Consider the following 14177-nt stretch of genomic DNA (forward strand, 5'->3'; position numbering starts at 1 on the left):
ACTATGATTTCAGCAACAGAAATAACTAAGAAATACGGAGATAAACAGGTTCTAAATATTGAAGAAATAACCATTCCTTCAGGTCAGTCTTTCGGACTAGTGGGTAATAACGGCGCAGGGAAAACTACTTTTTTTAATTTAATTCTCGATCTGATCCAACCAACAACAGGGAAAATAAAAAACAAAGAAGTAGATGTAAGACATAATGAAGATTGGAAAAATTTTACCTCGGCATATTTAGATGAAAGTTTTTTGATCGGCTATTTAAAACCAGAAGAATATTTTGAATTTATTGCCAAACTGAGAAATGTGAATGATGCAGATCTTCAAAATGCGCTGATGCAGTATGAAGAATTATTTAATGGAGAAATCCTCGGTCAAAAAAAGTTCTTAAGAGACCTCTCTAAAGGAAACCAAAAAAAAGTGGGCATTGTTGGTGCTTTGATTGGTCAGCCGGAAGTAATCGTGCTGGATGAACCATTTGCTAATCTGGATCCTACCACACAAATCAAGTTAAAAAAACTACTCAAAGAACTCAACCAGACAACTAATTCAACCTTGCTTATTTCCAGTCATGATTTGGGGCATATCACTGAAGTATGCGACAGAATTGTTGTTTTAGAAAAGGGAGAGGTTACCAAAGATCTCAAGACATCAGAAGAAACATTAAAAGAGCTAGAAATTTTCTTTTCCTCATAAAATATATAATGCATAAGTTTCTTATGTATTAGCATTTTTTATTACTTTTACCTATGCAAAAATTGGTAAAGGGCACATTACAAACGATTGTACTCAAATTATTGTCTGAAAATGACAAAATGTATGGTTATGAAATTACCCAAAGAGTAAAAGAACTTACTATAGGCAAAATTCAAATTACCGAAGGAGCGCTTTATCCTGCTTTGCACAAATTAGAATCAGAAGGACTTTTAGACGTGGAAGTTGTGAACATTGGTAATCGCATGCGCAAATACTACAAGTTAACTGAACAGGGCAAGAAAGAAAAAGTGAATAAACTGGACGAATTGGAGGAATTTATAAAAACCATGCAAAATCTAATCAACCCTAAATTTAGTATGGAATGAGCCAATTAAGCAAAGCACAAATCGAGAATTTATACCAATTTACCCGACAGCATTTTGTTGAATGGTATGATTTACAAACTGAATTGGTAGATCATTTGGCCAATGATATTGAAGTGATGATGGAAAATGAGAAAGATTTAAGCTTCGAAAAAGCAAAGTACCTATCTTTCAAAAAATTTGGTGTTTTTGGGTTTAGTGATATCATTGAAAAAAAGCAAAATTCGCTCTCAACCCATTATTGGAAATTGGTAGGGAAATATTTTCTCGAATATTTAAAGCTTCCCAAAATTTTATTCACACTTTTTTTGATCGCTGTTTCTTTCTCTGTTCTAAAATGGTTTGAAGAACCTAAATACTTCATGATTACTTTTTTTGCCACGCTTTATGGATTTTTATTCCATCATCTTTATCGTTTTCATAAAATGATGAAACATAACACCAAGATTACCCAAAGAAAATGGCTTTTTGAACATACTATTTTAAATTTAGGTGGTGCTGTTTGCCTTGCCGGAATTCCTATTCAAATCTTGGGTAATGTTTTAGACGCAACTAAATGGACAGACAAAAGTTTGATCATTTATTCCACCTTGATGATTGTCGTGGGCCTCATCACATTTATTTTGATCAAAATAGTACCTAAGAAGATTTTTCAAGAAATGTCAAAACAATTTCCTGAATACAAACAAATCGCCTAATTTCACTTCTTTTCGTTTTAATTTGTACTTTTACAGACACTTCATCGTTTATCTAAAAAATAGGTTTCAGACCGTTGGAATTGTGATTTGAAAAAAGGGACAAAAATCTTATTCTTCTTGCTTGGGATACTTGCTGTTTTGATTGGTTGTTCTACCAAAAAAGACACGTTTATCAATCGTTCATCGCATGCCATGGTGTCAAAATACAACGTACTTTATAACGGCAATTTGGCATATGACGAGGCCAAGGAAAAACTTGATGCCGAATATGAAGATAACTTTTGGGAAATTCTTCCCATTGAAGCGATCAATATCGAAGATAAAATACCGATGCCCGGAGAAAGCCAAACAGAAAACCCCGTGAAAGTTGGCTTTGACAAAGCCGAAGAGAAAGCGGTTAAAGCCATTCAAAAACACTCGATGGTAATAGAGGGTTACGAACGCAATAATCAGATAGACGAAGCTTATTTGTTACTGGGTAAGTCGAGGTATTTTAGTCAGCGTTTTGTTCCTGCAAGAGAAGCTTTTACCTATGCCCTTGAAAAATATCCCAACGCAAATCTTTATTACGAAACTAAAATTTGGAAGGCCAAAACTGATATCCGATTACAAAATGAATTGTTGGCCATTGAAACATTAGACAATACAATCAAAAGCGGTAATCTTGATGAAGAATTAACCGAAAAAGCCTATACTGCAATGGCTATGGCTTATAATCAACTGGATAGTTTACAGAAGACCATAGATAACTTGAAACTGGCTACTTATTATTTTACCAATAAAAATCAAGGAGCCAGAAACCTCTTTATTTTAGGGCAATTATATCGTGAGCAGCAAAAAATAGACTCCTCTAATATGATGTTCGAAGCGCTTACTTATCTCAAAAAGATACCTAGAAAATACATGGTACATGGACAGATAGAAAGGGCTAAAAATTTTACGGAAAAAGATAGTACTGACGCTCTAATTTTTGCTTTGCGACAATTGGTTGATGACAGAGAAAACAGAGCATACTTTGATGAAATATATTATCAAGCCGGATTGATTGCGGAGAAAAAAGGTATCAAAGACAAGGCAAAAGAATATTTTGCCCTTTCCATTTTGATGAATAGCAATAAGCCATACCAAAAAAGCCTCTCCTATGAAGCTCTTGGGAACTGGTATTTTGACAATGCCGAATTTGCAGCGGCCGGGAAGTATTACGATAGTTTGTTACAGATACCCAATGTGGATCTCAACAGCAAAAGAGTTCGAAGAATTATAGCGAAAAACAAGAGTCTTGAGGATGTAATTTTTTACGAAAATGAATTAAAGGTATCGGACAGTATTTTATATTTAGCTAATTTAAATGAAGCGGGGCAAAAGCAATATTTCTCAGAATATGTAGAAGCTTTGCGGAAACAGGATGAATTGATCAAAATTCAGCAAGACCGCATGAATGCCTCAGGAAACGAATTTTTAGGTGCAACAAGCGGTCCCAGAGCCAATGAAAAGTTCTATTTTTATAACACTCCAGTTGTTCAAATGGGAAAACAAGATTTTAAAAACAGATTTGGTAACAGAGCACTAACAGATAATTGGATTTTTTCCCAATTGGCCAGTGGCAATGTGACTCAGGAAATTTCGCAAACTGAAACCATCGATTTAGAACAGCGCTATGATCCGTTATATTATATACAAAGCATCCCCAAAGAACCCAAAACCTTAGATAGTATAACCAATATTAGAAATTTAGCGCATTATAACTTAGGATTATTGTACAAAGAACAATTTAAAGAATATGAAATTGCCGCAGATCATTTCGAAAAATTCTTAAGTTTTAACCCTCAGGAATCATATATATTACCAGCAAAATACCAATTGTATAAATGTTACGAGCAGTTTAAGCCTGATTTGGGCAATAAACTGGCTAAAGAAATCGTTACTGATTATTCAGATAGCAAATACGCCCAAATAATTAGTCACCCAGAAGAGGTGATCTCATTTGAAAACAACGAATCCTCCCCCGAAAACGTTTATAAGCAGGCCTATATTTGTTATGAGGAAGGCGAATTTGATTATTCACTTAGTTTGTTGAATCTTTTGGACAACAGCGCTGAAATTTTAACGCTAGAACCCAAAGTTGAGCTTTTAAAAGCGTTTATCGCTTTAAAAAAGGAAGGTAAAGAGATTTACACCAAACAACTGAACGAATTGATCATTCAATTTCCAAATACAGAAGAAAGTAACTATGCCAAAATAATATTGGCGAATATGGATGAAAAAAAATAACCTAAAAATTAAAATTTATGTTTAGCGAAAAAAGGGGGACACAGAGCGTAGTTGGAGAAAGAAATATCATTGGTAAAAACACAAGTTTAGTTGGTGATTTACAATCTGAAGGAGATTTCAGAATCGATGGTAAAATTGAAGGGAATATTAAGACGGCAGGTAGGGTTGTCATAGGAAAAGAAGGAACCGTTACCGGTACCATTGATTGCACCAACGCAGATATTGAAGGACATTTTTCGGGAAATCTCGTGGTAGAACAATTATTGTCTTTAAAAGAATCTGCCGTGGTAAACGGAGAGGTTACTTTGGGTAAGCTTATGGTAGAGCCAGGAGCAGAACTCAATGCCACTTGTGCGATGAAAGGCGCCCTAAAACAAATAAATCATGGAGGATCCGAAACCAAAAAAACCGCTTAACAAATACATTCGTTTAACAGGAGCGGGTCTTCAAATGGGTATTACCATCTATTTGGGGGCTTATTTTGGCAAATGGCTGGATCTCAAATATCCTAATGACAAAAATTGGTTTACTATAATTTTCACGCTTTTAGCGCTGGTTATTTCATTTTACAGTTTACTCAAACAAATTAAAGACATCAACAACTAAATAGACCTATGGCTCAGGTTTTACGATTTTCTTTCGTTCTGTGTATCAGTCTGTTTTTCGTCTTTTTTGTTCATACCTCTATAATTTTTCAACTAGACCTACCCATTTTTGATCATCTTATCGTTGCGGCTTATTTGATCAATTGTATCTTGGCGATTCTCATTTACACTTATTTATTTTATTCAAGAAGAAAATATCACGACCAATTGGGCTTCCTTTTCATGTTTGGAAGTATGCTTAAATTTGCCGTGTTTTTTATTTTTTTTTATCCATCTTATAAAGCAGATAATCAACTCGAAACAATTGAATTCATTACATTCTTTATCCCTTATGTGATCTGTTTGATTTTGGAAACCTTAGGTTTGATTAAGATTCTAAAAAATTAGTATTTTTTTATTTGGGTTCATCGAAATAAAAATCTTACATTTGCACCGATTTTTTTAAGCCACAAAAACAAAAAAATATGCAGCGTAAGCATTTCGTCAAGTACCTTACAATCATTGCTTTTGTAATTAATTTCAATTCGTTTGCACAGCATAATGAGCACGAGACCCAGCATGAGGAGAAAGATCTAAAAACTGAGATCAAAGAAGAAATTCAACATCACCTTCAAGATTCGCACGACTTTACTTTTTTTAGTGATAAAGAGAAAGGTAAACATTACGGCATTTCATTGCCTGTGATTTTATGGGACAATGGTTTACAGGTTTTTTCTTCGGGAAAATTTCATCACGGAGAGACTGTGGCAGAAAACAATGGTAATTACTACAAACTTTACCATAATAAGATATACAAAACTGATGCAGAAGGAACAATTAGTTACGATGAAGCGCATCATCCAACCAATGCAAAGCCATTAGATTTTTCAATGACCAAAAGTGTAGTCATGATGATTGTTACCGGGTTATTGATGTTTTTAATTTTCGGTGGATTGGCTAAATCGTTTGGAAAAGGACCTATACCCTCTGGAGTTGGAAGATTTTTTGAGCCTATCGTACTCTTCATAAGAGATGATATTGCCATTCCAAACATTGGTGATCCTCAGTATAAGAAATATATGCCCTATTTATTAACCATCTTCTTTTTTGTATGGTTCCTAAACTTATTCGGTTTGACTCCTCTGGGAGTGAACGTAACCGGCAATATTGCAGTTACCTTTGCCTTGGCACTGTTGACCTTTATTATAACACAAATTTCGGGTAACAAGAATTACTGGAAACACATATTCTGGATGCCAGGGGTGCCGCCTTTGATGAAAATCGTTTTAGCACCTATTGAATTATTGGGTGTGTTTATTAAACCTTTTGCATTAATGATTCGTCTCTATGCCAATATTATGGCAGGTCACGTCGTATTAATGAGTATCATTGGGTTAATGTTTGTTTTCCAAAATTGGGTTGGTAGTTCAATGACATTTTTATTGGCTTTTGCCTTATCAATTTTAGAATTATTGGTTGCCGCTTTACAGGCGTATATTTTTACTATGCTTTCAGCACTTTATTTCGGTTTTGCCGTTGAAGATCACGAACATGAGCACAGTGAAAGTCATTAATTTGAATGTTTAATTTTTAAATATATATATATGGAGATTCCAGCTATTGTTGGTGCAGGTTTAATCGTTATTGGTGCCGGATTAGGTATCGGTAGAATTGGTGGTTCAGCAATGGACGCTATTGCTCGTCAGCCAGAAGCATCAGGTAAAATTCAAACAGCTATGTTGATTGCAGCAGCGCTTATTGAAGGTATTGGTTTCGCTGCTTTATTTGCAGTGTAACAAAAATTCCCAACAGCTATAACGGTTGGTTATAGCTGTTGTTTTTAAATAAAAATTATTACATCAATATACTATGGAAAAATTAATCAACGACTTTTCATTCGGGCTGTTCTTTTGGCAGATCCTTATTTTTGTTTTATTGGTTTGGCTACTCAATAAGTTTGCCTGGAAACCAATTCTGAATGCAGTAAATTCAAGAGAAGAGGGTATAAAAAAAGCTTTAGATGAGGCAGATAAAGCTCGTCAAGAAATGGCTGAATTAAATGCCAGTAATGAAAAGATCTTAAAAGAAGCTCGTGCAGAAAGAGAGAAAATGTTAAAAGAAGCAAGAGAGATCAAAGATTCTATGATTACCGAGGCAAAAGATGAAGCAAAAGTTCAAGCCAATAAAATCATCGAACAAGCCAAAGTAACAATTGAAAACGAAAAATTAGCAGCCATTACCGAGCTTAGAAATAATGTAGCTGAACTTTCTATAGGAATTGCTGAAAAATTAATTCAAGAAGAGTTATCGAACAAAGACAAACAGGTCAAATTGATCGAAAAAATGTTGGACGAAGCGCCTTTAACTTAATCAAATGAAAGGAACAAGAGCTGCATTGAGGTATGCGAAAGCTACCCTAAACCTAGCAAAAGATCGCGGTGTTGCTGATAATGTCTACAACGATATGTTGCTGATCGATCAGACCATCGATGAAAATAAAGAGTTGAAAAACTTAATTGTAAGCCCAATTGTGAAGTCGGGCCTTAAAAGTAAAGTGCTCACTGAGATTTTTGGCAAAAAAACAGATCCTCTTACGCAAGATGTGATGAGACTGTTAATAGAAAACAACAGAATAGATATCTTAGAACTTGTCGCAAAACAGTACGCCATTATTTACGATTTTATAAAAGGTGTAGAAGTTGCGCAAGTCACCACTGCCGTGCCACTTACCAAAGATCTCGAAGCTAAGATTCTCAAAAAAGTAAAAACAATTACAGGAAAAGAAATTTCTGTAGAAAATAAAATTGACCCTAGTATGTTGGGTGGTTTTATTTTACGTGTTGGAGACAAACAATACGATTCTAGCGTAAAAGGTATTTTGAATAATTTACTGGATAAATTTGAAGACAACTTTTATGTTCAAAAATTTTAATTAAAGAAATAAACAATAAAAATGGCAACAATAAAACCGGCTGAAGTATCAGCAATCTTAAAAGAACAACTGATTGGATTTAAGGGAGAAGCTTCTTTGGATGAAGTAGGAACTGTATTACAAATTGGAGATGGTATTGCTCGCGTATTCGGACTTGCCAATGTTCAATACGGTGAATTGGTTCTTTTTGAAGGAGGATTAGAAGGTATAGTATTGAACCTTGAAGAAGATAACGTTGGTGTTGTATTGTTAGGTGAATCGACTAAAATTAAAGAGGGTGCTACAGTTAAAAGAACCAATCGTATTGCTTCTATCAATGTAGGTGAAGGGATTTTAGGTCGTGTAGTAAACACACTCGGACAACCTATTGATGGGAAAGGTCCTATTGAAGGTGAATTATTTGAAATGCCACTTGAGCGTAAAGCGCCAGGTGTAATTTTCCGTCAACCTGTAACTGAGCCTCTTCAAACGGGTATCAAAGCAATTGATGCGATGATTCCTATCGGTAGAGGTCAGCGTGAGTTAATCATTGGTGACCGTCAAACAGGTAAAACAACGGTTGCTATAGACACCATCATCAACCAAAAAGAATTTTATGATGCAGGTGAGCCAGTTTATTGTATCTATGTTGCCATAGGACAAAAAGGTTCTACCATTGCGAATATAGCGAGTACCTTAGAAGAAAAAGGAGCATTGGCCTACACAACTATTGTTGCTGCGAACGCATCAGACGCGGCTCCAATGCAGTTCTACGCACCTTTCGCAGGAGCTTCGATCGGAGAATATTTCAGAGATACAGGCAGACCGGCATTAATTATCTTTGATGACTTGTCGAAACAAGCCGTTGCTTATCGTGAGGTCTCTTTATTACTTCGTCGTCCACCAGGACGTGAGGCTTATCCTGGAGACGTTTTCTACTTGCACTCTAGGTTACTTGAAAGAGCGGCTAAAATTATTGCCGATGACTCTATTGCACAGAAAATGAATGACGTTCCGGCATCATTGCAAGGGAAAATAAAAGGAGGAGGTTCTTTAACCGCTCTTCCAATTATCGAAACTCAGGCAGGAGACGTATCAGCCTATATTCCAACCAACGTAATTTCGATTACTGATGGACAGATCTTCTTAGAATCAGATTTATTTAATGCAGGGGTTAGACCAGCGATTAACGTAGGTATTTCAGTATCGCGTGTTGGTGGTAACGCACAGATTAAATCGATGAAAAAAGTTGCCGGTACTTTAAAACTTGATCAGGCACAGTTCCGCGAATTAGAAGCTTTTGCTAAATTCGGTTCTGACCTTGATGCGGCTACTTTAGGGGTGATTGAAAAAGGTAGAAGAAACGTTGAGATCTTAAAGCAAGCACAAAATGATCCATTTACTGTAGAAGATCAAATTGCAATTATCTATGCGGGTTCGAAAAACTTATTGAAATCAGTACCTGTAGAAAGCGTTAAAGAATTTGAAAAATCTTTCTTGGCATTTTTGAGAAAAAAGCATGCAGATGTTTTGGCTACATTAAAATCAGGTAAATTAACAGATGAAGTTACCGAAATCATTGAGAAAGTAGCACTAGAAATTGCAGCAACTTATAATTAATCTAAGCTTTAAGGCGCATTGAAAAATGTGTTTTGTTAATTGATGATATGGCAAACTTAAAAGAAATACGGAACAGAATTACATCCATAGGTTCTACGATGCAAATAACCAGTGCCATGAAAATGGTATCTGCTGCAAAGTTGAAAAAGGCACAGGATGCAATTATTCAAATGAGACCCTATTCCAATAAATTGACAGAGCTTTTGCAAAACTTAAGTGCAACATTGGATGCCGAAGATGGTGGTGCTTTCACACAACAAAAAGAAGTTAATAAAGTTTTGATTGTTGCAATTACCTCGAACAGAGGATTATGTGGTGGCTTTAATTCTGCGATCATTAAGCATGTAAAAATGCTTTCTGAAACAAAATATGCTGGGAAAGACGTTAGTGTTTTAACCATTGGTAAAAAAGGTCATGACATCTTAGCTAAAACAAGCAAGATTTATGACAATCAAAGTGAACTATACGATGACCTCAATTTTGACAATGCAGCATTGATTGCAGAAAATTTGATGGAAGTATTTTTAAAAGGCTCCTTTGATAAGATCGAATTGGTTTATAACAGGTTTAAAAATGCTGCTACACAAATTGTCACTGAAGAACAATTTTTACCTATTTTACCTCCTGAAAAAGTTGGTAATACAAGTGTAGATTATATTTTTGAACCTTCTAAAAAAGAGATTGTTTTAGGGATTATACCTAAATCTTTAAAAACACAATTGTATAAGGCAATTCGCGATTCTTTTGCAGCAGAGCACGGCGCCCGTATGACAGCCATGCACAAAGCAACCGATAATGCAAAAGACCTCAGAAATGAATTATTACTTCAATACAACAAAGCGCGTCAAGCTGCTATTACAAACGAAATTTTAGAGATTGTTGGAGGAGCTGAAGCATTAAAAGGATAACATTTATTTACATATTACACAAAAAACGCCAAGAATTCTCTTGGCGTTTTTTTTTGATGATTTTTATTGTTTACCGAGAAAAACAGTCAACTGAACGAATAATTTTTGCCAACTCAATGGGACGCTCGTAATTTGTTTGCTCTAACAATTTAATAAATTCTACCATGATGAAGCGTTTTATTTTAAACCAGAATTTCGTAGGTATACTTTTACTTACAGCCGTAGTTTTATGCAATACAAGTTGTAGCAAAGATGATGACAACGATAAAAAGATTGCTGAAAGCATGCTGGAATCACTTGATAAGACCAAATGGGTTTTTGATGGAATTGGTTTTCCTGCTATTTATTTAAAATTCAATGATACAAACACTGATTTTATAGAATTGTGGGCCGCGATCGCAGAAATGGAGTGCTATATCTATGGTAGTTCAGAGGATGACAATACATTACAAATTATAGAAAATTCAAAAACCAAATTAGTTATTAAAGCAACTGAATCCTCAGAATATTACTCATTAATGATTATTACCTATGTCGGCGACAAGCTCAACATAAAGGACGAATATTATGTAAATGGCGTTTTGGACGATACAGATGTGTTGGTTTTTAATAAGACAAGTGTTAACCTGGACAATTTAAACTTATGTGACCTTGGATTCGAGTTTAAATCTCCATTGGTAAAACAATCTTTTTCAAACTAATTGAGAACTCAAATTAAAAAAAGTACAATCTCGACCTTATAGATATAAATTTCTGTAGTGTAACTTTCTCAATAGAATAAGCTTTTACTTCATTCAAATAATTATATTTGAGTTATATGAAGGTCAAATTTATACTTACAACATTGATTTTGTTTATATTAAATGGATGTATAGTAAAATCTTTACATCCATTTTATACAGAAAATACGATCTTTTTTGACAACAGATTTCTGGGAACTTGGGAGGATGACAAATCCAATAAATGTGAGGTTTATTCTTTCCAAAAGAAATTTTTAGAAATCAACAAAAAACGATCCTCTTCAGATTTAACAACAACAGAAATTGAAGAATTTAATAAATACAAAGACGCCTATTATATAGTCCTAACAGAAGGCAGTAAAAAAGCAACTTTCTCGGTATTTTCGTTTAAAATAGAGGATCAGGTATTTTTAGATTTTACGCCCATGTATATTGATCTAGGCAAGATTAACAATTTAGCCAGCCAACATTTAATGGGTATGCACACTTTGGTTAAGCTGGAGTTCACAAATGACAATAGTGTAGTAAATCTCAAGTTCTTTGAAGAAGAAAAATTGAAAGAGTTGATTGATCAGAATAGAATAAAAATAAAACATGAAAAAATTGGTCACAATGAAAACAACTACTTGTTAACGGCTTCGTCAAGAGAACTTCAAAGATTCATCACGAAGTATATGAACTCTCCAGATCAAGAAAAATGGGCCATGGGTCAGCCAAACAATTACAATTTTAAGCTCAAATTGAAATAAACTTAATTGTTTTATATTCAACAATTAGGAGATGTTTACAACCATACTTGATAGAATATTTCACCATATGCAGTCTTTTTCAACCATCTAATCACAAAAGTTATGAAACTAAGGCTATTTCAACACATATTAATACTCTTTGTATTCAACTCTTGTATTGTTCTGTCAATACATCCATTTTATACAAAAGAATCTATATACTTCGAAAAAAAACTTATAGGAAATTGGGAAGATCAATCTTACAATGAATGGAAAATCATTCCTTTTAAAGAATACTATTTGAGAAAACAGAAACAAGAAAATCTCTCGGCTGATTCGATTAAATTTCTAAAAAAATACATCCATGCCTATTTAATCACATATCAAGATGAAAAAAACCAAGAAATTGAATTCGTTGGAATGCCCTTTAAAATAGACAATAACTTGTTCATCGATTTCTATTTATCTTCCTGTGATTGTGAAATAGATGAGCTTGCATCTATGCATCTTGCTCCTTTGCATTCTCTTGCAAAAGTTGAGCTCTTAAACAAGAATTCATTAAATTTAGTATGGTTAGGAGATGAAAAATTCAAGCACCATATAGATGAGAATAAGATTAAAATAAAGTATGAGAAAATTGGTCTTAAAAACGATCAATATATATTAAGTGATGACTCTGAGAATTTAGAGAAATTTATTAAGCGATATATGAATTCCGCCATACCAAATAAATGGGAATCAGGCGAAGAGCAGGTTGAAATTCATTTAACGAAAAAAGATGGCTAGTATTAAAAACATACTTTTTAAACAAAAAAATCACAACCCCTATCTATTTAATGGCGTTATATGGATAACTACGTTTTTTGTCATGTTATTTGCATTTTCAGAGGACAATCATCCTAAAAAAATTGATTTCCTGTATACTTCCTTTTTTCTAATTACTATAATAATTCCTTCACTCATTAATTTATATATCGCAATTCCCAATTTACTTAAAAAAGAAAAATACATACTCTACGCTGTGGTCTTTTTGATCAATTTAATGCTTTTTACACAATTGAATATTTGGTTTTTTGACATGGTTATTGATAAGATTTTTCCCGATTATTATTTTATCTCTTATAACAGTAACCTAAAACTCATTGTTCTCTTTACATTATTCTTAATTGGCACAACTCTTCTCAAAATTTTTGAAGATTGGATTTTTCTAAACAGAAGAGAAAATGAAAAACTGGTTATAGAAAATCAGAAAATTCAGAGTCAATTATCTTCATTAAGATCTCAGATAAATCCGCATTTCCTATTCAATGCCTTGAATGTAATTTATGCTTTGGCATTGGATAAAAAGGAAGAAACGACAGATGCAATTGTTCAGTTGTCTGATATATTAAGATATGTAATTTACGATTCAAACACGAATCGTGTTATGCTAAAAGATGAAGTTAAGTTGATTAACAGCTATCTCGAATTTCAAAAATTTAGACTCCAAAAATCAAAAAGAATTAAATTCAATGCAAATGTTGAGAATGAGAACTATCTTATCTATCCTATGCTATTGTTGCCCTTGATTGAAAATAGTTTTAAGTATGGAAGTAATGATGGACTAAACAAACCATTTATAAAAATGGATTTGAAACAAATAAATGGTAGTTTTAGTTTTTGTATTACCAATAACTACGCGATCAGCCAAGGACATGAAAACAACAATTACTCTGGTGTTGGTATTGAAAATATTAAAAAAAACCTTGAAATTATCTACCCTGACCGGCATGTATTTGCAACAGAAAAAAATAATAATGAATTTAAAGTTACTTTAAAACTTTTTAGCCATGATAATTAATTGTCTCATTGTTGATGACGAGGTTTCTTCACAGAAAGTCCTCGAGAAATTCATAAAAGTTGTCGATTTTTTGTCAATTGTTTGTATTTGTGATAATGCAGAAGATGCATTAGAAAAATTACAATACAACCATGAAATAGACCTATTATTCTTAGATATCAATATGCCAAAAATATCTGGCATCACGATGTATAAATCCTTACAAAATCCTCCACCAGTCATATTTACAACTGCTTATTCAAAATATGCCATAGATGGTTTTGATGTAAATGCCATAGACTTTTTACTTAAACCTTTTTCCTTTGATCGATTTTTAAGCGCTGTAAATAAGGTAATTGCAAAAAACAGTTCTCTACAAAACAACTTAATCAAAAACAATTCAATTTTAGTAAAAGCAGATAAAACTATACATAAAATCAATATTAATGATATACTCTTTATTGAGGCTTATGGAGATTATGTTAAAATCCATCTGAAGGATAAGTACATTCTAACCAACAAAACATTTGCTTCTATATTAGTTTCATTACCTCAAAATAAGTTCATTCAAACACACAAATCATTTGCTGTAAACATAGATGAAATTAATACTCTACAAGGAAATCAAATTACAATAGCTCATCATACTATTCCTGTTGGTCTCACCTATAAATCGAATTTCCTTACATTTTTTAAGTAAAAAACCACTTGTTCATCGGTAATATGGGCAAGTACAACGAATTATTTTTACATAGTTACACCAATTTCGTTTCTTTAAATCAAAAAGTCAAAGTTGTTGAAGTGATTGAGTTACAA

18 protein-coding genes are annotated in these 14177 nt (G+C 33.6%); all 18 read left to right on the plus strand.

Annotated elements, in window-relative coordinates:
* Nucleotides 1-3: 3 nt before the first annotated feature.
* A complete protein-coding gene (locus ACFQ39_RS00070; protein ID WP_377175179.1) occupies nt 4-699 on the plus strand; it encodes an ATP-binding cassette domain-containing protein in 696 nt (231 codons plus the stop codon).
* Between the two features lie 53 nt (nt 700-752).
* On the plus strand, nt 753-1085 hold the full coding sequence (locus ACFQ39_RS00075) for a PadR family transcriptional regulator (RefSeq protein ID WP_377175181.1): 333 nt from the start codon (nt 753-755) through the stop codon (nt 1083-1085).
* Nucleotides 1082-1780 carry a hypothetical protein gene (locus ACFQ39_RS00080; protein WP_377175183.1) on the plus strand — a complete coding sequence of 233 codons (699 nt, stop codon included), beginning with the start codon at nt 1082-1084 and terminating at the stop codon, nt 1778-1780. The genes ACFQ39_RS00075 and ACFQ39_RS00080 overlap by 4 nt, the downstream gene beginning before the upstream one ends.
* 117 nt (nt 1781-1897) lie before the next feature.
* Nucleotides 1898-4051 carry a type IX secretion system periplasmic lipoprotein PorW/SprE gene (porW, locus tag ACFQ39_RS00085; RefSeq protein WP_377175185.1) on the plus strand — a complete coding sequence of 718 codons (2154 nt, stop codon included), beginning with the start codon at nt 1898-1900 and terminating at the stop codon, nt 4049-4051.
* Nucleotides 4052-4068: 17 nt separating this feature from the next.
* Nucleotides 4069-4467, plus strand: coding sequence for a bactofilin family protein (locus ACFQ39_RS00090; RefSeq protein WP_377175187.1), 399 nt, complete (start codon nt 4069-4071; stop codon nt 4465-4467).
* Nucleotides 4436-4657 carry an AtpZ/AtpI family protein gene (locus ACFQ39_RS00095; RefSeq protein ID WP_377175189.1) on the plus strand — a complete coding sequence of 74 codons (222 nt, stop codon included), beginning with the start codon at nt 4436-4438 and terminating at the stop codon, nt 4655-4657. Before ACFQ39_RS00090 ends, ACFQ39_RS00095 begins: the two co-directional genes overlap by 32 nt.
* Before the next feature lie 8 nt (nt 4658-4665).
* A complete protein-coding gene (locus tag ACFQ39_RS00100; protein ID WP_377175191.1) occupies nt 4666-5043 on the plus strand; it encodes a DUF6168 family protein in 378 nt (125 codons plus the stop codon).
* Between the two features lie 77 nt (nt 5044-5120).
* Entirely contained in the window at nt 5121-6209 is a 1089-nt protein-coding gene (gene atpB / locus ACFQ39_RS00105) for a F0F1 ATP synthase subunit A (RefSeq protein ID WP_377175193.1), read from the plus strand.
* Between the two features lie 30 nt (nt 6210-6239).
* Nucleotides 6240-6431, plus strand: a complete 192-nt coding sequence (atpE, locus tag ACFQ39_RS00110) for an ATP synthase F0 subunit C (protein ID WP_377175195.1) — start codon at nt 6240-6242, stop codon at nt 6429-6431.
* A gap of 73 nt (nt 6432-6504) precedes the next feature.
* Nucleotides 6505-7005 carry a F0F1 ATP synthase subunit B gene (locus ACFQ39_RS00115; protein WP_377175197.1) on the plus strand — a complete coding sequence of 167 codons (501 nt, stop codon included), beginning with the start codon at nt 6505-6507 and terminating at the stop codon, nt 7003-7005.
* 4 nt (nt 7006-7009) lie between these two features.
* On the plus strand, nt 7010-7567 hold the full coding sequence (gene atpH, locus ACFQ39_RS00120; RefSeq protein ID WP_377175199.1) for an ATP synthase F1 subunit delta: 558 nt from the start codon (nt 7010-7012) through the stop codon (nt 7565-7567).
* Between the two features lie 21 nt (nt 7568-7588).
* The gene (gene atpA, locus ACFQ39_RS00125; protein ID WP_377175201.1) at nt 7589-9166 is read left to right on the plus strand and encodes a F0F1 ATP synthase subunit alpha; all 1578 of its coding nucleotides are present in this window, start codon (nt 7589-7591) and stop codon (nt 9164-9166) included.
* 47 nt (nt 9167-9213) lie between these two features.
* A complete protein-coding gene (gene atpG / locus ACFQ39_RS00130) occupies nt 9214-10074 on the plus strand; it encodes an ATP synthase F1 subunit gamma (protein WP_377175203.1) in 861 nt (286 codons plus the stop codon).
* Between the two features lie 164 nt (nt 10075-10238).
* The gene (locus ACFQ39_RS00135) at nt 10239-10775 is read left to right on the plus strand and encodes a hypothetical protein (RefSeq protein ID WP_377175205.1); all 537 of its coding nucleotides are present in this window, start codon (nt 10239-10241) and stop codon (nt 10773-10775) included.
* Between the two features lie 116 nt (nt 10776-10891).
* A complete protein-coding gene (locus ACFQ39_RS00140; protein WP_377175207.1) occupies nt 10892-11563 on the plus strand; it encodes a hypothetical protein in 672 nt (223 codons plus the stop codon).
* Nucleotides 11564-11665: 102 nt separating this feature from the next.
* Entirely contained in the window at nt 11666-12328 is a 663-nt protein-coding gene (locus ACFQ39_RS00145; protein ID WP_377175209.1) for a hypothetical protein, read from the plus strand.
* Entirely contained in the window at nt 12321-13382 is a 1062-nt protein-coding gene (locus ACFQ39_RS00150; RefSeq protein WP_377175210.1) for a sensor histidine kinase, read from the plus strand. The genes ACFQ39_RS00145 and ACFQ39_RS00150 overlap by 8 nt, the downstream gene beginning before the upstream one ends.
* A complete protein-coding gene (locus ACFQ39_RS00155) occupies nt 13372-14061 on the plus strand; it encodes a LytR/AlgR family response regulator transcription factor (protein ID WP_377175212.1) in 690 nt (229 codons plus the stop codon). Before ACFQ39_RS00150 ends, ACFQ39_RS00155 begins: the two co-directional genes overlap by 11 nt.
* Nucleotides 14062-14177 lie beyond the last annotated feature (116 nt).

It is taken from the genome of Namhaeicola litoreus, assembly GCF_042679565.1.
In the GTDB taxonomy this organism is placed as follows: Bacteria; Bacteroidota; Bacteroidia; order Flavobacteriales; family Flavobacteriaceae; genus Namhaeicola; species Namhaeicola litoreus.

What these genes read in the sequence shown, in the direction of transcription:
- ACFQ39_RS00070 (WP_377175179.1), top strand. Translation starts at nt 4, where the DNA reads ATGATTTCAGCAACAGAAATAACTAAGAAATACGGAGATAAACAGGTT.
- ACFQ39_RS00075 (WP_377175181.1), top strand. Translation starts at nt 753, where the DNA reads ATGCAAAAATTGGTAAAGGGCACATTACAAACGATTGTACTCAAATTA.
- ACFQ39_RS00080 (WP_377175183.1), top strand. Translation starts at nt 1,082, where the DNA reads ATGAGCCAATTAAGCAAAGCACAAATCGAGAATTTATACCAATTTACC.
- ACFQ39_RS00090 (WP_377175187.1), top strand. Translation starts at nt 4,069, where the DNA reads ATGTTTAGCGAAAAAAGGGGGACACAGAGCGTAGTTGGAGAAAGAAAT.
- ACFQ39_RS00095 (WP_377175189.1), top strand. Translation starts at nt 4,436, where the DNA reads ATGGAGGATCCGAAACCAAAAAAACCGCTTAACAAATACATTCGTTTA.
- ACFQ39_RS00100 (WP_377175191.1), top strand. Translation starts at nt 4,666, where the DNA reads ATGGCTCAGGTTTTACGATTTTCTTTCGTTCTGTGTATCAGTCTGTTT.
- atpB (WP_377175193.1), top strand. Translation starts at nt 5,121, where the DNA reads ATGCAGCGTAAGCATTTCGTCAAGTACCTTACAATCATTGCTTTTGTA.
- atpE (WP_377175195.1), top strand. Translation starts at nt 6,240, where the DNA reads ATGGAGATTCCAGCTATTGTTGGTGCAGGTTTAATCGTTATTGGTGCC.
- ACFQ39_RS00115 (WP_377175197.1), top strand. Translation starts at nt 6,505, where the DNA reads ATGGAAAAATTAATCAACGACTTTTCATTCGGGCTGTTCTTTTGGCAG.
- atpH (WP_377175199.1), top strand. Translation starts at nt 7,010, where the DNA reads ATGAAAGGAACAAGAGCTGCATTGAGGTATGCGAAAGCTACCCTAAAC.
- atpA (WP_377175201.1), top strand. Translation starts at nt 7,589, where the DNA reads ATGGCAACAATAAAACCGGCTGAAGTATCAGCAATCTTAAAAGAACAA.
- atpG (WP_377175203.1), top strand. Translation starts at nt 9,214, where the DNA reads ATGGCAAACTTAAAAGAAATACGGAACAGAATTACATCCATAGGTTCT.
- ACFQ39_RS00135 (WP_377175205.1), top strand. Translation starts at nt 10,239, where the DNA reads ATGATGAAGCGTTTTATTTTAAACCAGAATTTCGTAGGTATACTTTTA.
- ACFQ39_RS00140 (WP_377175207.1), top strand. Translation starts at nt 10,892, where the DNA reads ATGAAGGTCAAATTTATACTTACAACATTGATTTTGTTTATATTAAAT.
- ACFQ39_RS00145 (WP_377175209.1), top strand. Translation starts at nt 11,666, where the DNA reads ATGAAACTAAGGCTATTTCAACACATATTAATACTCTTTGTATTCAAC.
- ACFQ39_RS00150 (WP_377175210.1), top strand. Translation starts at nt 12,321, where the DNA reads ATGGCTAGTATTAAAAACATACTTTTTAAACAAAAAAATCACAACCCC.
- ACFQ39_RS00155 (WP_377175212.1), top strand. Translation starts at nt 13,372, where the DNA reads ATGATAATTAATTGTCTCATTGTTGATGACGAGGTTTCTTCACAGAAA.